The 18,072-nt window shown below is 58.0% G+C and carries 14 protein-coding genes and 3 pseudogenes; 15 read left to right on the top strand and 2 right to left on the bottom strand.

The window, feature by feature from the left end:
- The 3 genes and pseudogenes from tnpB to IG616_RS14230 form a co-directional block, all read left to right on the top strand.
- Positions 1-363: IS66 family insertion sequence element accessory protein TnpB (gene tnpB / locus IG616_RS14240; RefSeq protein ID WP_343072374.1), on the top strand; the 363-nt coding region annotated here is incomplete at its 5' end.
- 45 nt (positions 364-408) lie between these two features.
- A pseudogene (gene tnpC, locus IG616_RS14235) lies at positions 409-2,046 on the top strand (IS66 family transposase).
- Positions 2,043-2,561 (top strand): GNAT family N-acetyltransferase, encoded by a 519-nt coding sequence (locus IG616_RS14230; RefSeq protein ID WP_192148818.1) that lies wholly within the window; start codon positions 2,043-2,045, stop codon positions 2,559-2,561. Before tnpC ends, IG616_RS14230 begins: the two are co-directional and overlap by 4 nt.
- A gap of 50 nt (positions 2,562-2,611) precedes the next feature.
- Here the strand turns inward: IG616_RS14230 and IG616_RS14225 are convergent.
- A pseudogene (locus tag IG616_RS14225) lies at positions 2,612-3,078 on the bottom strand (IS6 family transposase); the annotation flags it as partial.
- Between the two features lie 185 nt (positions 3,079-3,263).
- Between IG616_RS14225 and IG616_RS14220 the strand changes: the two are divergent.
- From IG616_RS14220 to IG616_RS14190, 7 genes are all read left to right on the top strand, one after another.
- Positions 3,264-4,766 (top strand): ABC transporter substrate-binding protein, encoded by a 1,503-nt coding sequence (locus IG616_RS14220; RefSeq protein WP_192148817.1) that lies wholly within the window; start codon positions 3,264-3,266, stop codon positions 4,764-4,766.
- Between the two features lie 75 nt (positions 4,767-4,841).
- Positions 4,842-5,783: an ABC transporter permease gene (locus IG616_RS14215; protein WP_192148816.1), complete on the top strand. Its 942-nt coding sequence runs from the start codon at positions 4,842-4,844 to the stop codon at positions 5,781-5,783.
- Positions 5,783-6,643, top strand: a complete 861-nt coding sequence (locus tag IG616_RS14210; RefSeq protein ID WP_192148815.1) for an ABC transporter permease — start codon at positions 5,783-5,785, stop codon at positions 6,641-6,643. The genes IG616_RS14215 and IG616_RS14210 overlap by 1 nt, the downstream gene beginning before the upstream one ends.
- Complete coding sequence (locus IG616_RS14205; RefSeq protein WP_192148814.1) at positions 6,644-7,759, top strand: amidohydrolase/deacetylase family metallohydrolase; 1,116 nt, start codon at positions 6,644-6,646, stop codon at positions 7,757-7,759.
- Positions 7,759-8,751 (top strand): ABC transporter ATP-binding protein, encoded by a 993-nt coding sequence (locus IG616_RS14200; RefSeq protein WP_192148813.1) that lies wholly within the window; start codon positions 7,759-7,761, stop codon positions 8,749-8,751. The genes IG616_RS14205 and IG616_RS14200 overlap by 1 nt, the downstream gene beginning before the upstream one ends.
- Positions 8,748-9,713, top strand: a complete 966-nt coding sequence (locus IG616_RS14195) for an ABC transporter ATP-binding protein (RefSeq protein WP_209007507.1) — start codon at positions 8,748-8,750, stop codon at positions 9,711-9,713. The genes IG616_RS14200 and IG616_RS14195 overlap by 4 nt, the downstream gene beginning before the upstream one ends.
- Complete coding sequence (locus tag IG616_RS14190) at positions 9,703-10,221, top strand: RidA family protein (protein ID WP_192148811.1); 519 nt, start codon at positions 9,703-9,705, stop codon at positions 10,219-10,221. The genes IG616_RS14195 and IG616_RS14190 overlap by 11 nt, the downstream gene beginning before the upstream one ends.
- On the opposite strand, the gene IG616_RS14185 is transcribed toward IG616_RS14190, so the two are convergent.
- The gene (locus IG616_RS14185; RefSeq protein ID WP_192148833.1) at positions 10,218-10,982 is read right to left on the bottom strand and encodes an IclR family transcriptional regulator; all 765 of its coding nucleotides are present in this window, start codon (positions 10,980-10,982) and stop codon (positions 10,218-10,220) included. The two genes, IG616_RS14190 and IG616_RS14185, sit on opposite strands and share 4 nt — an antisense overlap.
- A gap of 88 nt (positions 10,983-11,070) precedes the next feature.
- On the opposite strand from IG616_RS14185, the gene IG616_RS14180 reads away from it, so the two are divergent.
- From IG616_RS14180 to IG616_RS14160, 5 genes and pseudogenes are all read left to right on the top strand, one after another.
- Positions 11,071-12,309 carry an aminotransferase class V-fold PLP-dependent enzyme gene (locus tag IG616_RS14180; RefSeq protein ID WP_192148810.1) on the top strand — a complete coding sequence of 413 codons (1,239 nt, stop codon included), beginning with the start codon at positions 11,071-11,073 and terminating at the stop codon, positions 12,307-12,309.
- A 196-nt stretch (positions 12,310-12,505) separates the two neighbouring features.
- Positions 12,506-13,525: pseudogene (locus IG616_RS14175) on the top strand (IS110 family RNA-guided transposase); the annotation flags it as partial.
- A gap of 407 nt (positions 13,526-13,932) precedes the next feature.
- On the top strand, positions 13,933-14,775 hold the full coding sequence (locus IG616_RS14170; protein ID WP_192148809.1) for a universal stress protein: 843 nt from the start codon (positions 13,933-13,935) through the stop codon (positions 14,773-14,775).
- Positions 14,776-15,161: 386 nt separating this feature from the next.
- The gene (locus IG616_RS14165; RefSeq protein WP_192148808.1) at positions 15,162-16,757 is read left to right on the top strand and encodes an MBL fold metallo-hydrolase RNA specificity domain-containing protein; all 1,596 of its coding nucleotides are present in this window, start codon (positions 15,162-15,164) and stop codon (positions 16,755-16,757) included.
- A gap of 482 nt (positions 16,758-17,239) precedes the next feature.
- Positions 17,240-18,025 carry a Crp/Fnr family transcriptional regulator gene (locus tag IG616_RS14160; protein WP_246476233.1) on the top strand — a complete coding sequence of 262 codons (786 nt, stop codon included), beginning with the start codon at positions 17,240-17,242 and terminating at the stop codon, positions 18,023-18,025.
- Positions 18,026-18,072 lie beyond the last annotated feature (47 nt).

Raw genomic sequence — 18,072 nt, 5'->3', positions numbered from 1 at the left:
TCTTCTGGAGCGGCGATGATCCCGGTCCCGAGCGGCGTGAAGGTCTGGCTTGCGACGGGCCACACGGATATGCGCAGAGGATTTCCCGGGCTGTCGCTGATGGTTCAAGAGACACTGAGGCAGGATCCTATGAGCGGCCACCTGTTTGTCTTCCGCGGTCGGAGCGGAGGTTTGATCAAGGTGATTTGGCACGATGGACAAGGGGCCTGCCTGTTCACGAAGAAGCTGGAACGCGGACGATTTATCTGGCCATCGGCCGCGGACGGGACGGTATCCATCACCCCAGCTCAACTCGGTTATCTGCTGGAAGGTATCGATTGGCGGATGCCGCAAAAAACCTGGCGGCCGAGCTCGGCCGGATAGTGGAAAGCGCTGGCATGGTGGGTACGAATATGATTCCATCCCGCCATGCTCGATGCGGCCGAACACCTTCCCGACGACCTTGCCAGTGCGCATGCGATGATCCTCGCAGAGCGCGCAGCTCGCCGTGAAGCTGAGGCACTCGCGGCCCGTGCCCAGGCAGTGAACTCGCATTCGGAAGCCCTGATCGCCCGGCTGAAGCTGGAGATCGAGAAGCTCAAGCGGGAGATCCATGGACACCGTTCGGAGCGCAAGGCCCGTCTTCTGGAACAGTTGGAATTGCAGCTCGAAGAGCTGGAAGCCGATGCTGCCCAGGACGAACTGGCGGCAGAGGTCTCGGCACGATCATCGACCGTCAAAGCGTTTGAACGCAGGCGCCCGTCAAAGAAACCGTTTCCGGAGCATCTGCCGCGCGAACGTGTGGTTGTTGCCGCACCGGAGAGCTGTCCATGCTGCGGATCTGCGAAGCTGGCCAAGCTCGGTGAGGACGTCACCGAGACGCTGGAAGTGATCCCGCGCCAGTGGAAGGTGATCCAGACCGTGCGGGAGAAGTTTACCTGCCGGGAGTGCGAGAAGATCACCCAGCCACCGGCTCCGTTCCATGTGACGCCGCGCGGCTTTGCCGGTCCTAACCTCCTGGCAATGATCCTCTTCGAGAAGTTTGCACAACATCAGCCGCTGAACCGGCAGAGCGAGCGCTACTCGCGCGAGGGCATCGATCTCAGCCTGTCGACGCTGGCCGACCAGGTCGGCGCCTGCGCGGCGGCTCTCAAGCCGGTCCATTCGCTGATTGAGGCGCATGTGCTCGGTGCTGAACGCCTGCACGGTGACGATACCACCGTGCCCATCCTCGCCAAGGGCAAGACCGATACCGGCCGCATCTGGACCTATGTCCGCGACGATCGACCGTTCGGCGGGCAATCACCGCCAGCGGCCCTTTACTATGCCTCTCGCAACCGGCGCCAGGAACATCCCGAGCGCCATCTGAAGAGCTTCACCGGTATTCTGCAAGCCGACGCCTACAGCGGTTACAATCCGCTGTTCAAGGTGAACCGTGATCCTGGTCCGCTGACCCAGGCGCTGTGTTGATCACATGCGCGCCGCAAGTTCTTCGTGCTTGCCGACATCGCCGCCAACGCCAGGCGCAGGAAGAACGCCGCACCGATCTCACCGATTGCACTGGAGGCGGTCAAGCGCATTGATGCCCTGTTCGACATCGAGCGCGAGATCAACGGGCTCTCCGCCGGCGAACGCCTGGAGCGGCGGCGCAGGGACAGCGTTCCTCTTGCCGAAGGTCTTGAGGAATGGCTGCGTGCCGAGCGGAGCAAGCTGTCGCGCAGCTCCTCGGTTGCCGAGGCGATTGATTACATGCTCAAGCGTTGGGACGGCTTCACCACCTTCCTTCACGACGGCCGGATCTGCCTGACGAATAATGCGGCCGAACGGGCACTGCGCGGCTTTGCCCTCGGAAGGAAGTCATGGCTGTTCGCCGGATCGGATCGTGGAGCCGATCGCGCCGCCTTCATGGCGACACTGCTCAACACGGCAAAGCTCAACAACATCGATCCTCAAGCCTGGCTTGCCGATGTCCTCGCCCGCATCGCCGAAACGCCCGTGTCCAGGGTCGAAGAACTGCTGCCCTGGAACTGGGAACCGCGTACTCTGGCTGCGGCACCGGTGTCATGATTGAAACCGAGCGTTTAATTCTTCGCCATTGGCAAGACGAACATTTTGAAGCCTTTGCAGACATGCACTGCGATCCCACGGTCATGGCAGATCTAGGAGGACCGGTCACAATAAATATGAGTAAGGAGAAGTTCGAGCGCTATCGCAGGGCTGAAATCGAACATGGCATCGCCCGGTGGGCCGTTGAAGATCGTAACGGCCTCTTTTTGGGCTACGCAGGTGTGATGCCACGTATGTCCACCGAGCATCCACTCGGCCCGCACCACGAAATAGGCTGGAGGTTCAAAAAAAGTGCCTGGGGACAGGGGTACGCCACTGAAAGCGCCAAGGCGGCGCTCTCACACGTCGCAAAGGAAGCAAGTCTCGCTGATATCCTCTCCTACACAGGCCCGGAAAACCTTCGATCTCAAGCAGTTATGGCCCGGATCGGCCTCGTTCGAAAACCATCGCTAGACTTTTTACTGCCCATTGAAGATGACAAAGTGTGGCACGGCCTAGTTTGGACGTTGCCTTAAGCAGGTTCCTTACCTCTCAGGAAAATGACGCCTTCTGCCGTTTGAATGTGGATCGAAAACGAACGAGCTGTGGTGCCCACCGGATGGATACAGCCTTGCTGCGTTCGCTCCCGTTTTGGGAACGGCACATGGGAATTTTCCGCCCGGTTGTTCAAGCCTTTGTGCGAGCAATGTTCGACCGCAGGCATGACTTGGCGTTTGGCTGCTCCATAAGATCTGAGTTTGTCTGTGATCATGCGCTTCGGCGCCATGCCCTGCTTTTTCAGAAGCCGGATCAGCAATCGCTTGGCGGCTTGGTGTTGCGGCGGCTCTGGACGAGCCCGTCGAGGTGCCAGATGTCGCCCGCTGAGGCGACTTCCGTCACAAGCGGCGCGCATAATCGTCGCCGTGCGTTCGGCACCATCGTCTGATCGTTTCATAGGAAACAAGATACCCCGCTCGAACATCATGGCTCGACCTCCCGCAGGCTGACGTTGAACCTGAAATAAAGCCGAACGGCCCTGCCGATAACCTCGATTGGAAAGCGAGGATTTTTTGTAAGTTGGAGCCGTGATCTTCAAGCCAATCAACTACCGAAATTCAACTGATGAAAAATCAATGTGAAAGCTCCGGTCAATCCCTCCGTTGACAATCATTGGAAACAGGATCCATAGTAATAACAGTGGAGCATACTCCACAATAATGAAATATGGGGAACTTCCGATGTCTGTCCGCAAAACTCTGTTCGCGCTGTCCAGCGCGCTGATGCTATCAGTTTCTCCTGTTCTGGCTGCCGGAACGGTCAACGTGGCCATTATCGGCGAGCCTGATACTTTCGATCCGATGGTCTCGACCAAAGATGTCGTCAGCATCGTCACACAGCACTTTGTCGAAACACTCTACACATTCGACGACAGCTGGGCCGTTGTACCGCTGCTGGCTGCGGGCATGCCTGACATCAGCGGCGACGGTCTCGTCTACAAGATCCCGCTGCGCGAGGGCGTCACCTTCCATGACGGCTCTTCTATGGACAGTGCCGATGCGGTCGCATCCCTTCAGCGCTGGCTGGAGGTTTCGAGCCGGGGGAAATCGGTTGCCGACAAGGTGGCAGGCGTGGAGGCATCAGGCCCCTACGAAGTGACGATCACGATGAAGGAGCCCTATGCGCCGCTCCTGTCGCTTCTCGCCTTCTCCAACTCCGCAGCAGTCGTCTATCCCGAAGAGATCATCGCCCCAGAGATCGGCACGATCATCGGCACGGGCCCTTACAAGATCGAGGCTCACGAGCCTGACCGGTATACGCAACTTGTCCGTTTCGACGGCTACACACAGCCCACCGGCGCGGCCGAGCGGAAACAGATTCCCGACGAAATCCGGCTGATCCCGGTCCCCGACGGCAACACGCGCGCCGAAGGCCTGCTCTCCGGTCAATATGACTATGCCGACGGACTTTCGACGGAAACCTACGACCGTCTGGAAGCCTCGGACGTTGCAGAGCCGGTGCTCCTGAAACCCTTCGGCTGGCCAGTCTTTGCCGTGAACCACAAGAAGGGCATCATGACAGACCTGAACATCCGCAAGGCTGTTCAGGCTGCTCTGCCCTTCGACGACATGCTCTTTGCGGGCTTCGGTAACGAGAAGTTCTTCAAGACCGACGGCGCGCTCTATCCGGAAGGCTGGACATGGCACAGTGATGCCGGTGTGGAGCTCTATAATCAGAACGACCAGGAAAAGGCTGCGGAATATCTCAAAGCTGCCGGGTACGACGGATCTCCGCTGCGTATCCTGACTTCGCATCAGTACGAGTTCCATTATCAGATGGCCGAAGTTGCGAAGGCGGGGCTGGAAGCGGCTGGTATGAAAGTTCAGCTTGATGTTGTCGACTGGGCGACGCTCGCCCAGAACCGCAACAATCCCGACCTTTGGGATATCTACATCACGCACTCGCCTTTCCTGCCGGAGCCGGCGTTGATTTCCAGCCTGTTCTCGACCGCGCGGGAAGGCTGGGACAATCCTGCCAAGAACGAAATCCTCGACCGGTTCACCTCCGAAAGCGACCCGGAAAAGCGCAAAGCGATTTTCGGCGAGTTGCAGAAGATCGTTCTGGAGGATGTCGGCTTCATCAAGGTCGGCGACTTCAACGCCCTTCAGGGCAAGGCAAAGGGGCTGACAGGCGTCGACCCGTCGCCGTGGCCGGCTTTCTGGAATGCCCAGGTCTCCAAATAATCGTTTGTGAAACGGGCTGCGCCAGCACTCTCTGGCGCAGTCAGGCACCGCATAGTCGCTGTTCAGCAGGGTTCCATGGCAAAGTATCTTCTTCGGCGTATTGTCGGGATGTTCGTTGTGATCATCCTCGTTCTGACGATCGCCTTCGTGCTCGTCAGGCTTGCCCCCGGCGATCCGGCTGCCCTGATGCTGGGCCCGGATGCAACACCTCAGGAAGCCGCGGACCTACGCACACGGCTCGGTCTCGATCAGCCGATCATCCTGCAATATGTGAAATTCGTCGGCAACGCACTGAAGGGCGATCTGGGCGAGTCGCTGTTCTTCAACCGTCCCGTGATCTCTATTCTGGCGGACCGTGCGGAACCGACGATTTTTCTCGCGCTGATGTCGCTGTTTTTCGCGCTCTTCATCGCGACCCCGATCGGAATCTACGCGGCCTACAAACGCGGCTCCCTTCTCGACCAGAGCTCCGTCACATCGGCGATGCTGGCAGCTTCCATACCGAGTTTTCTGACCGGACTGGTCTTCCAGCGCGTTCTGGCGACCAATCTCGGCTGGTTTCCGACCGCCGGTTATGGCGGTCCCGATGCTGACCTTTGGGTACGGCTCGAGCATCTCATTCTGCCGTCCATTACTTTGGGCATTACCAACTCGGCGTTGATCCTGCGATTCACCCGCGCGTCCATGCTGGACATCTTGGGGGAAGACTATGTACGCACCGCCCGGGCCAAGGGGATGCCGGAAACACGTGTTGTCTTGCGGCACGCTTTGAAAAATGCCGGCATTCCGATCATCACCGTTGTCGGTCTGACCTTCGCCCTTCTGGTGTCGGGTGCAGTGGTCACGGAACGCGTCTTCAATCTGCCCGGCATGGGCAATCTGGTCGTCAACGCCGTTCTCCGCCGTGATTACCCCGTCATTCAGGGCACATTGATTGTTGTCGCTTCCATCTATGTGCTGATCAACCTGGCCACCGACCTTCTCTATTTCTTCATCGACAAGCGGGTGAAATACTGATGGCGTCCGTACCCTCGATCCATCAGCCGCCTGGCTTTCGCGTCGTGCTCATGGCGCGCCGTTCGACGGTGATCGCGCTCGCCTGTTTCGTCCTGATCGTCCTGGCGTGCTTCCTTCTGCCCGCGCTCGATCTCACCGCCATCGGCAAGATGTCCGTGCGCAACAGGCTCACGCCGCCGGGCGCCGAGTATTTTCTGGGAGCGGACGCGTTCGGGCGCGATGTCCTCGGCCGCCTTCTCGTTGCGGGCCAGACCTCGCTTCAGATCGGTCTTGTCGTGGCGATCCTGTCATCCCTGGCCGGAATCGTCATCGGTCTGGCCGCCGGCTTTTTCCGTCGGCTCGACACACCGCTGTCGCGTTTGATCGATGCCATGATGGCGTTTCCCGATATCCTGCTCGCTCTTTCGCTAGTGGCCATTTTCGGCGGAACCGTTGGGAATGTGATCCTGGCGCTTTCCATCGTTTACACGCCCCGGGTTGCCCGCATCGTGCGCGCCTCGACACTGGTCGTCCGTGAATTGCCTTATGTGGAGGCGGCGCGCGCGCTTGGCTCCAGCACGCTGACGATCATGGTCACGCACGTCCTGCGCAATATCCTGTCCCCCATTCTGGTTCAGGCAACCTTCATCTTCGCCTATGCGATGCTGGCCGAAGCGGGCCTGACCTTTCTGGGCGTCGGCGTTGATCCGTCCACCCCCACGTGGGGCGCGATGGTCAACGAGGGACGGCAGTATATCGACAATGCCTTCTTTCTCATTCTCTTCCCCGGCATCGCAATCGCCCTTTCCGTCCTCTCGCTCCAGCTGGTCGGCGACGGTCTGCGCGATGCACTGGACCCCAAACTCAACAAGGAGACCTGAATGGCGCTTACCCTGACCAATTTCAGCGCGGTCGGCTTCGACAGCGCCCCTGCTTCCATCCATATTGCCGATGATGGAACGCTGCTCGACAACGCTCCCGCGAGCACACGTCAGGTAGATCTGAACGGGGCTTATCTGTCTCCGGGTTGGTGTGACCTGCATGTCCACGTCTGGCATGGCGGGACTGATATTTCGATCAGAGCCAGCGAGGCCGGCCGCGCCACGGGGGTGACGGCCATGGCCGATGCCGGATCGGCAGGCGAGGCAAACTTCCACGGCCTCAGGGAATATGTCATCGATCCGCATGCAGAAACCATCAAGGCATTCCTCAATATCGGTTCGATCGGTCTTGTTGCCTGCAACCGTGTGCCGGAACTCATCGACTGGCGATCCATCGATATCGACAGAACGCTTGAGGTCGTGGAAAAAAACCGGGATGTCATCTGCGGCATCAAGGTACGCGCCTCGGGCGTGATCGTCGGCAGCTGGGGCATCACACCGGCCAAGATCGCCAAGCGCGTTGCGGAAATGACCAATTTTCCGCTGATGGTTCATGTCGGCGAGCCGCCCCCCCTGATCGATGAGGTATTCGATATCCTCACGGAGGGGGACATCGTCACCCATTGCTTCAACGGCAAACCTGCAGGCTCCATCCGCGATACGCCTGCACTCTTCGCCATGGCGAAGAACCTGTCCGACAGAGGTATCCGCATGGATATCGGCCATGGCGGGGCGTCGTTCAATTTCGAGACGGCGCGCGCGTCCATCGCCGACGGGTTGCGCCCGTTCTCCATTTCCACCGATCTGCATAAGGTTTCCATTGAATCGCCCGTCTACGATCTGGCGACGACAATGTCGAAACTGCTGGCAGTCGGCCTGCCATTTGAAGACGTCGTCCAGGCTAGTTGTGCCGCACCGCGGTCGATCCTCGGTCTTTCCGGCAGAGATGGCTTGACGGCCGGCATGCGAGCCGACTTCACCGTCTTCGATCTGGAAGACACCGATATCGAAGTGCTCGACAGTCAGGGCAACAAGATGGTGATGGACAAGGTCTTCGAGCCACGCGCAACGATACTCGGCGCTGATATGCAAGTGGCGAGCCGGAGGCTTCCGTAATGGAAGGCAGCGCGATCCTGAAGGTCGACGGATTGTGCGTCGGCTTTGGTAATGGATCCGGGCAAGTCACGGCCTTGCGGGATGTCAGTTTCGAGATCGCGCGAGGCCGTACACTGGCACTCGTTGGCGAAAGCGGTTCCGGCAAGTCAGTGACCTCGCTTGCGCTGATGGGGCTGCTGCCACCGGCGGGCCGCATTCTGTCCGGTGAGTTGTCCTTCCGGGGCAGGTCGGGAAAGACGGTCGATCTGGCAAAACTGTCCGCCCGCGATTTTCGAAATATTCGCGGATCCGAGATTGCCATGATCTTTCAGGAGCCCATGTCGTCGCTCAATCCGCTTTTCACGATCGGCGATCAAATCGGCGAAATGCTTCTTCTGCATGAAAACATGGATGCCGCCGATAGGCGCAGACGCGTCGTTGAAATGCTGGAAATGGTCGAGATCCCCGGCGCTGCTAAACGTGCCGATACCTATCCGCACGAATTGTCCGGAGGCATGCGCCAGCGGGTGATGATCGCCATGGCAATGATCTGCAATCCGGCCTTCCTCATTGCCGATGAACCAACAACCGCATTGGATGTGACCATTCAGGCCCAAATTCTCGATCTGATGCGGCGGCTCCAACGTGAGCGCCAGATGTCGATCCTCTTCATCACGCACGATATGGGCGTGGTGGCCGAGATGGCTGACGATGTCGCGGTCATGTATGCGGGCAGTGTGGTCGAACAGGCCCCGGTTAATGATCTTTTCGACCATACAAGGCATCCTTATGCACGTGGCCTTCTCGGCTCGATTCCCGGTCCGAACCGCCCGGAAGGCGAGCGGCTCAAGTCAATTCCGGGATCCGTTCCACCACTCATTGCGTTACCGGAGGGCTGCGCGTTCGAGCCTAGGTGTGCCTATGCCATGCCGGCGTGCAAGAAGCCTGTCTCGTTGCAGACGAAAGCCCCGGGGCATTTGGCAGCCTGCCTTCTGGAACAGGAGCTGGTTTGATGAGTGAGCCGCTTCTGCAAATCCGCGGTCTGACGAAGATATTCGAAACCTCCGGCGGCCCTGTTCACGCGCTGGAAGATATCAGTTTCGATATCCCGCGCGGGTCCATCACAGGTCTCGTCGGCGAAAGCGGCTCGGGCAAAACAACGCTTGGGCGCAGTCTGCTGCGGCTTGTCGAACCAACCCGTGGCCAGACCATTTTCGACGGCACCGATCTGAATACGCTCGGTGCCGGGCAAATGCGCCAAATGCGCCGCAGGATGCAGATCATCTTTCAAGACCCGATGTCCTCGCTCAACCCGCGACTGCGGATCGCGGATCTCATCGGTGAAGGCTTGAAGGCATTCGGCATCTGCAATCGGCGCGAGCGCCGTGATCGTGCTGCTGCTCTTCTGGAAGAAGTCGGGCTTTCAGGTGACCACCTGAACCGCTTTCCTCATGAATTTTCCGGAGGTCAGCGCCAGCGTATCGGCATCGCACGTGCATTGGCGCTGGAGCCGGAATTCATTGTTGCGGATGAAAGCGTCTCGGCGCTCGATGTTTCGATCCAGGCACAAGTGCTCAACCTTCTGCTGGATTTGCGTGAAAAGCGGAACCTGACCATGCTTTTCATTGCGCACGACCTGTCGGTCGTCGAATACCTCTGCGATCAGATTGCCGTGCTCTATCTGGGACGCCTAATGGAAATTGGGCCGTCACGGGCCGTTTATCAAAAGGCCATGCACCCGTATACACGAGCGCTTAACTCCGCGATCCCGTTGCCTGACCCCCGCGCCAAGCGGTCACGTGAGCTTCTTCAGGGCGATATTCCCTCTCCGCTCAATCCACCATCGGGCTGCGTCTTCAGAACGCGATGCAAATTTGCCGACGCGGATTGTGCTGATGGCCTGCCCCATCCCGTTGCCGTTGCTGAAGGTCATGTCAGCTACTGCAAGAAAATCGAGGTATTAAATGACAACTGAATTACGCGCCGGAACGCCTGAAACACGTTTGAAGGCACTCGGCCGTCTTCTCCCTGATAACCCGCCTTCGCCAATCGGCACGTTCAAGAATGTGCGGCGTTCGGGCAACATGCTTTATGTGTCCGGTCAGGGGCCTGTCCTGCCGGACGGCAGCTTGCTGAAAGGCAAGGTTGGCGGCGATGTCACGGCCGAAGAGGCGAGAGATCACGCCGAGCTGGTTGCGCTCAACATTATTGCGGCACTAAGGCAGTTTCTCGGTTCTCTGGATCACGTCAGTGGAGTGGTCAAACTCCTGGGATTGGTCAATGCCACACCGGAATTCGAACACCATCCTCACGTGATAGATGGCGCGTCCAATATACTTGCACGTGTCTTCGACGACAAACGGGGTCACGCACGGTCGGCATTCGGTGTCAGTTCTCTTCCGAACCAGATCACCGTGGAAATCGAGGCGATATTCGAGCTTTCTGACGATGCCCTTCACCAAGTCTCCTGCTGGGAAAACTAATGATTACCCAAAGCCCGTTCGACAGATCGCGCCGCATTGCGAACTTCCGTAGCAATGCTCTCGAATCTGTCGGCAACCCGGTGCTTGGGCATGACAACCGAGAGGGTCATCAGGCATGCGCCCTCCGGGTCGCGGATCGGGGCAGCAATGCAGGCAACGGACTCCTCGGAAGTGTCGATCTGAACCGAGAGGCCCTCAAGAAAGGCCTCTCTCGACATCTTTGCCAGTTTCACCGGGTCCGTTTCCGCAAGTCCCGTATGCGAAGGTTTGGCACAGGCCTTGAAGATCGCCAAACGCTCGGCCTCGGGAAGATGACCAACCAGAAGGCGTCCCGAGGCTGTCCAGTTCAAAGGAACCCGTGTGCCCACGTCGGAGGTCACACGAAAGGCTCCCGAACCTTCCGCCATGTCGATGACGCTCATCTGGCCTTCGTCACGGGTGCAGATCTGAATCATCTCACCAGTACGCTCATTCAGTTCCATCATCGCGCGGCGCGCTTCGGTAAAGGCGTTCATGCGCGTGCGGTAAGCGAGACCATAACGCATGAGGCGCGGACCCAGCCAGACCCTGCCATCGGCGGTCCGGCTCAGCATCGAACACTCCGCCAACTCGTCGATGAGTTTATAAACGGTCGAAGCCGGTGCCCCACTGGCTTTTGCCAGCTCGTAAGCTGTCATGGGAACGAGTCTTTCAGTCAGGATATCAAGTATTTGAAGGTTCCGCGTCAGTGCGCTGGTGCGGGTCCTGCGAGGGACTTCCATATCCATAACATCATCTCATTTCAGGGGCCCAAAGAGTGGTCTCTGTGCCACAATAATGGAAGTGCTCGCAAGAGCAGAGGGAAAAATCATGGGCGAAAATCAATCTCAGCGTAAAGACTACGGCATCGACTGGTCATGGCATGATTCCATGGGAATAAGCCGTGTCGTCAATGTTTGCGGGACAATGACCTCGCTGGGGGGCTCGATCGCAAGCCAGCGCGTGGCGAAAGCAACCGCAGATGCCATGCCGCGCTTTGCGCGCATGCACGAATTGCAAGCCAAAGCGTCCGGTCTGATTTCGCAGCTGACCGGCGCGGAAGCCGGATTTTTGACCGCATCGGCAAGCGCGGGGATCTCCCTTGCTGTCGCCGGCTGCATGACGGGTCTCGACCCTGCCCGGGCGGAAGACCTGCCGTGCAATCCGGGCCCCAAATCCGGGGTGGCGGTGCAGATGGGCCATCTGTGCGAATATGGTGCGCCGGTTTCCCAGGCCATTGAACTGGTTGGCGGTCATGTGCGTATTGTCGGTCAATCCACACTGGCAAAGGACTATCAGCTTGAGGCCGCCCTTGATGAGGGAGCTGCCGCCGCGCTCTACGTAATATCGCATCATGTCGTCGACTACGGCATGATCCCGCTGAAGCGCTTTTGCGGGATCGCGCATGCCAAGGGTGTTCCGGTGATCGTCGATGCGGCATCGGAATACGAGTTGGAGGGCTTCATTGCTGCCGGCGCGGACATAGCCATTTACTCCGGTCACAAATTCATGGGTGGTCCGACGTCAGGTATCGTCGCCGGGCGCAAGGATCTCGTGCGGGCCGCTTACTTGCAAAACATCGGTATCGGCCGGGGAATGAAGATCGGCAAGGAAAGTATTGCCGGCGCCATCGAGGCAATGGCTCAGTGGCTCGAGCGCGATCATGACGCCGTCCGTGCCGCAGAAACCGCCGCATTGGAAATGTGGAAGAAAGTGCTTGACGGCTTGCCGGGATTTGATGCCAGACGCATTGCGGACCCGACTGGAAATCCTCTGGAACGTCTGGAAGTTCACGTCAACCCTGCGATCGCTGGTGCAAACGCAGCCCAATACGCCGTTGCGTTCGGACGCTACGACCCGCCCATTGTCGTGCGTGGCCACGAAACCGAAAAGGGCTACTTTCAACTCGATCCCTGCAATCTCATGTCAGGCCAGGCTGAACTCGTGCGCGATGCTCTGCAGCAAGTGCTGACATCGTCAGCCGTTGCCGGGATCGATCAAGAAGCGGTATTGGCAGACACCCGCAACGGCGGAACGGAAAGCTACATGCGTTGGTTGGAAGATGTGTAATAGAAAGTGCATTTGTCATTGACTCATATTTAGGGTGGTTCTCCCTGTTTTAACGGGGTTCAGCGGCAGAATTCACGCGGCTATTTTCAGTTTCTGAGCGGGTGCAATGCCGCCAATGAACTGATGCGGTGGATGCCCCCACCCGACGGCATCGAATGTGCCAAAATGGTTTCGTAGGAACCAGAGCGGTGGAGGCATCCATGACAGAGTTACCATATTGGCGATTGATCTTGCCAAGGGCAGTTTTCAGGTTTGCGGCGTCAAGGGGGACGGTGCTGTTGTTTTCAATAAGTCGGTGTCGCGGCGTCGGCTTTCCCAGCTGCTCTCGGAACAGAAGCGTTGCATTGTAGCGATGGAAGCTTGTGCCACGTCCCATCACTGGGGGCGTGTGGCCCAGTCATATGGGCATGAGGCGCGTCTTATTCCGGCGGCCTATGTGAAGCTGTTCGTAAAACGACAGAAGAATGACCGGGCAGACGCCGAGGCGATCGCCGAAGCCGCGTACCGTCCCGGCATGCGTTTTGTTGCCGTGAAGACCGTTGAGAATCAGGGCCGCGCAGTGGCCTTCAGGACGCATCAGTGCGTTGTTCGGCAGAGAACGCAGTTGATCAATGCGCTCAGGGGTCACTTGGCCGAATTTGGGGTGGTAGCACCCAAGGGTCCTGCAAGCCTGAAGCTTTTGGAGCAGGCACTGACCGATCTCGAGAACGATCTGCCTGACCCGGTATGCGAGATGGGCGCCCTCTACCTGAGACAGATCTGTGAGCTGACCGAAGTCGTTGAACAACTGGCCGATGATCTCGAAAGCGCATCCAAGACAGATGAGGAACTGCGGCGCCTGCGCACCGTACCCGGGATCGGTCCGGTGACCGCCGGCGCGATCGCTGCCTTTGCGCCGGAACTTGAGACATTCGAGAGCGGGCGAAATTTTGCCGCCTGGCTGGGCCTGGTCCCGCGACAGAGATCGACTGGAGGCAAAGCCCGGCTTGGAGCTGTAAGCAAGATGGGTCAGTGCGACATCCGCAAGTTGCTGATCGTTGGAGCCATGAGCGTGATCCGATGGGTCGTGCGCAAAGGCGGCAGCGCAAATTGCTGGCTGGCAAATCTCGTTGCCCGCGAGCCGAGAATGGTGGCGGCAGTCGCATTGGCCAACAAAATGGCGCGCATGATTTGGGCCATGACGACAAAAGGAGAGAATTACAGAATGGCGTGCCCCCTATCTGCGACGACAGGGGAAACGGCATGGCCGCAAGGCCGGGGCAAGGTGATCGACCGACGGAGTAAGCGACACGGACTTCAAAGTTCAAGGCGGGGACACCCAGTCCCGAGGCTCGAGCGTCATAGCTCTCTGAACCGATGTGGGCCTTGCCTTCCGAACAGCATACCGGCCCGTGGCGTCAGACATGCCACATTGTGAGGCCTGACACACGACCGATTGAAGCCCAGCTAAAACGTCAAAAAAAACAGCTTGCAAAACCGGGGCATCCACACACGCCCCGGATTACCATGCCAAGTTGCTACGTAGTCACCACCAGCTTGTGCCTTCGCCGGTCTCCAGGCCAATATGAAGTCCTGGCACGTTCGAGTGGACGGCGGGCATAAGGTCGACCGGGAGCTGGAAAAATGTCCTTCAAGACGATACTCGCCGTTGCGGAACTCGGGATCTCCGCGGATACCATCGAAATGGCCATTGCCATCGCAAGAGCCTTCGAAGCTCACCTCACCCTCCTCCCCGTTGGCGAAGTTCCGAATCTTCCCTTCTACGGCTCTGGCGCACACGGTTACATCGAGATTTGGGCAAAGGAGTGCGATCAGCAAAAAGCAGAGCTGACGGCCTTTGCTGCACGGATTGAAGAACGGCTTTCGCGGGAAGGCATTTCTTTCGATGTGCGGCCAAGCTTGTCTACTGCCGCCCACGAGGACGATCTTGTTGCCCGCCATGCTATCTATTGCGACTTAGCGGTTTTGCTCCGCTCTGCGGAGAAAGAGCTCAGCACGATGGAAAAGAATGCTATTGACGGCGCCCTTTTCGATTCCGGCCGACCCGTTCTGTTCATTCCCAATGGGTTCAAGGCAGACCGCACGGGCGCGCGCGTGGCCATTGCCTGGAATTCTCGTCGAGAGGCCGCACGCGCGGTTTCCGAGGCCTTGCCGTTTCTGCAAACCGCTGAGGAAATCACGCTTTTGATGGTTGATCCGGTTGTCGGCGACAATGATCACGGCGAGGATCCGGGAAGCGATATCGCGACGGTATTGGCACGTCATGGTCTCAAGATCACCGTTCAGAGCGTGGTGTCCGCGGACAGGCCAGTTTCCTGCGCCCTGCAGGACAGTGCGCGTGAACTGGGTGTCGACCTTATCGTAATGGGAGCTTATGGCCATTCGCGCCTTCGGGAGAATATTCTGGGTGGCACCACGCGGGAAATGCTGGAGCAGACCACCATTCCTTTATTTCTCTCGCACTGAGGCCACCTGAATTTTCCGGATCTTGTTCAGGTTTTGCGAGTGCAAACGCCTCACACACACGCAAGTGTCTCTTTCGTACCTTTTTTCAAACGTGGTGCTCGATTTGGGGTACCCGATATGTCGACTTCTGGGCCGCCTCCCCTTGTCGGCAATTCCAGGTTTCCTAAACAAGGCGCCCTGCGAATTCGTATCGAAAATGACGTTGCAAACACACGCCGTATGAGGCCCAAAATAAGCCAAAGGAGTCTGCACTAAATTGGAAGAAACTCCGGTCTCAGATCTTCTACTTTGAGGTGTAGGACCGCCGGCGGCAAAAATCGCTTCTCTCATTTTCGAAACGCGAGATAGAGTGTGGCAACCAGAAACTGCAGACATAAGAACATTAAATGAACTACCCCAAGATCAGATTTCACGGTGCGGCCCGGGGTGTCACTGGTTCCTGCTTCAAGTTGGAAACGGAGGCGGGAACGATCCTGATCGATTGCGGGATGTTTCAGGGGGCCAAGACCGAGAAAGAGCTTAATTACAAGCCGTTTCCATTCCGTCCGGGCGACATCGACGCGGTTCTGCTGACGCATGCGCATATCGATCATTCCGGCCTTTTGCCGAAGCTGGTCAAACATGGGTTTCGTGGTGAGATTTATGCAACCACGGCAACCTGCGACCTGGTAGAGGTCATGCTGCTCGACAGTGCCCACATCCAGGAGATCGAGGTCTTTCAGTACAATCGCAGGGCGTCAAAAAAACGCCGCGGCAGCGTCTCGCCCATCTATGACGAAATGGATGTCCGGCGCACGGTCGATCAACTCAGATCAACCCGCTATGGTCGCTGGGTCGAGGTTCTGCCCGGCATTCGCGCCCGCTTCTGGAACGCCGGTCATATGCTCGGATCAGCCTCGGTTGAGATCGAGGTCCAGAGCGAGACGGAGAAGCCAATGCGCCTGCTGTTCTCCGGTGACATCGGTCCGGACTTCAAGTTGCTGCATCCCGACCCCGAAGGCCCTGTCAATATCGACTATCTCTTCTGCGAGTCCACTTACGGCGACCGCGAGCGCAAAGATGTTGAGCCAAAGCAGCGCAGGAAAATCCTTGCTCACGAGGTGCGCGAGGCCAACAAGCTCGGCGGTGCGCTGATCATTCCGTCCTTTGCCGTTGAACGGGCCCAGGAGCTTTTGAGCGATCTGGGGCAACTGATGGCGGACGGCGAATTGCCGCCCATTCCGGTCTATATCGACAGTCCTTTGGCCATACAGGCGACGCAGGTCTTTGCCCGTCATGCGCAGGAGTTGGAGCAGGAAGCTAAATTCCTTCAGGGGCTGAACTCGCGCAATCTGCATTTTTCCCAAACGGCGGAGCAGAGTAAGGCGCTGGACCGGGTCCGCGGCTTTCATATCGTGATCGCAGCCAGCGGCATGTGCGAGGCTGGCCGTATCCGTCACCGCTTGAAGAACTGGCTCTGGCGGGAAGCGGCAACGGTCCTGATCGTAGGCTTTCAGGCACAGGGTACGCTGGGGCGGATCCTTCTGGAAGGTGCTCAAAATGTCCGCATTCAGGGCGAGGACATCGCGGTGCGGGCGAGGATCCGCTCGATCGACCAATACTCAGGTCATGCGGACAAGACCGAGCTGCTGGGCTGGATCAAGGAACGTCAGCCGGTCCATAAAGGAGTCTTTCTGGTGCATGGCGAAGAAGAGGCCATGGGCGAATTGGCGGCGGAAGTGCGTAGGCTCTTGGGAGAAGAGAAGGTTCTCATGCCGTGCCTTGATGCCTGTTACGAGCTGACGCCGGGCGGTGCCGTTGCCGTGAGTGAGGGCATCCTGCCCCGTCTTGCGCTGGAACAGGTTGCCCACCTTGATTGGCACAATGAAGTGACCAAACTCATCTTGGACATCAATGAGCAATTGCGCATGATCGAAGATGATAAATCCCGCGCTGTCCTCATCCGCAAGCTTCGCCGTGCATTGGACGAAGGCAGGATTTGACAAGCGTACGGGCGTATTGGTGAGAAGTTGTTTGATAAAAGTCAATGAAGCCGTTAAAAATTCTATGCTAGATTGAAACGAAAGTGCCTTTGCAGCTTAAAGCTCGCGAGGGGTGTTTCAAGGTGTGCGGAAAAATCCGAACTTTGCAGATGCAGCAGATAAGCAACGTTCATCCGGTGCTCCCGGCGAAGATGTCATAGAGACTCCTCTGCAAAAGAAGCAGTAGGCATTCGGGTCGGGCTCGCAACAAAAAGCCTGACCGGCCAACGCCTGATCCGCCACAAACAATGAATTGGAATGCGCTGAAACTCCGTAGCGAACCGTCTCCATTCGGAGGCAAGTGAACTGCTTGCCGCCATTTTGGGCGGCCCAGGTTTTTTGGGGAAAGACGCATGTCAGTCCGCTGTAACCTCAGATCTCTTTCAACATGCAACAACTGCATAGTCCGCTCGACGGCGTTCTGTTCAGTCTCGAACCGGGATTTGCAGACAGAGCTTGATCGGTATGCGCAACGCCGCGTGCTGCGTGCCGGTGAAACTATCGTACGGGAGGGAGAATATTCATTCCTTGTCGGAACTGTTGTTCGCGGTGCCTTGCGGATGCAACGAACTTCGCGGGACGGTCATCAGCAAATTGTTGGTCTTTTGATGGCTGGCGACACATTCGGGCGGCCTTTCTCGGAAACAGTGCCGTTTGCCATCGAAGCAGCAAGCGACACAACCCTTTGCTGTTTCAACAAGGGAACCCTGGAGCACCTGCTCAGCCGCCATCCCGAATTAGAGCACCGGATGTTTCTGTCCGCCCTTAACCAATTGGACATGGCAAGGGACTGGATGATCATCCTGGGTGGTCAAAGCGTCGCGGAGCGCATCGCCAGTTTCTTTCTCTTTCTCAACCATCGCCAACCCTCATCCACCGCCGTGCCGTCGGGGTCAGAACCCAGCCGGTATATCAATGTCCCGATCAGCCGGCGGGACATCGCTGCATTTCTCTCAACCACCGTTGAAACGATCAGCCGGACGGTTCACTCGATGGCCGACAAGTCAATTCTCCGCATTTTGTCTCCCAGCCGGTTCGAAATCACGGACAGGCGCCGCCTGATCGACATTTCCGGCGCCGGAGATCTGGACTTCTGCAAGATGGGACGCTTTGGAAGCCAAAAAGTGCAAAGGGGATCTGGTTCCCATCCTGCCCGGACCCTGATCCGGAAATGTTCAATTGGCCTGCAGCACTCAGGCGAGGTGCAATTGCAGGAACTGGCTCAATAGAGTTCCGCTGTTCGTCCGAACTTTGTGTGCCGAATGCTCTCGACTTC

Source organism: Roseibium litorale (assembly GCF_014842915.1).
GTDB lineage: Bacteria > Pseudomonadota > Alphaproteobacteria > Rhizobiales > Stappiaceae > Roseibium > Roseibium litorale.
Note: the sequence above shows the minus strand (reverse complement) of the source record. Positions and strands in the feature narration are given on the sequence as shown.

What these genes read in the sequence shown, in the direction of transcription:
- IG616_RS14230 (WP_192148818.1), top strand. Translation starts at nt 2,043, where the DNA reads ATGATTGAAACCGAGCGTTTAATTCTTCGCCATTGGCAAGACGAACAT.
- IG616_RS14220 (WP_192148817.1), top strand. Translation starts at nt 3,264, where the DNA reads ATGTCTGTCCGCAAAACTCTGTTCGCGCTGTCCAGCGCGCTGATGCTA.
- IG616_RS14215 (WP_192148816.1), top strand. Translation starts at nt 4,842, where the DNA reads ATGGCAAAGTATCTTCTTCGGCGTATTGTCGGGATGTTCGTTGTGATC.
- IG616_RS14210 (WP_192148815.1), top strand. Translation starts at nt 5,783, where the DNA reads ATGGCGTCCGTACCCTCGATCCATCAGCCGCCTGGCTTTCGCGTCGTG.
- IG616_RS14205 (WP_192148814.1), top strand. Translation starts at nt 6,644, where the DNA reads ATGGCGCTTACCCTGACCAATTTCAGCGCGGTCGGCTTCGACAGCGCC.
- IG616_RS14200 (WP_192148813.1), top strand. Translation starts at nt 7,759, where the DNA reads ATGGAAGGCAGCGCGATCCTGAAGGTCGACGGATTGTGCGTCGGCTTT.
- IG616_RS14190 (WP_192148811.1), top strand. Translation starts at nt 9,703, where the DNA reads ATGACAACTGAATTACGCGCCGGAACGCCTGAAACACGTTTGAAGGCA.
- IG616_RS14185 (WP_192148833.1), bottom strand. Translation starts at nt 10,982, where the DNA reads ATGGAAGTCCCTCGCAGGACCCGCACCAGCGCACTGACGCGGAACCTT.
- IG616_RS14180 (WP_192148810.1), top strand. Translation starts at nt 11,071, where the DNA reads ATGGGCGAAAATCAATCTCAGCGTAAAGACTACGGCATCGACTGGTCA.
- IG616_RS14170 (WP_192148809.1), top strand. Translation starts at nt 13,933, where the DNA reads ATGTCCTTCAAGACGATACTCGCCGTTGCGGAACTCGGGATCTCCGCG.
- IG616_RS14165 (WP_192148808.1), top strand. Translation starts at nt 15,162, where the DNA reads ATGAACTACCCCAAGATCAGATTTCACGGTGCGGCCCGGGGTGTCACT.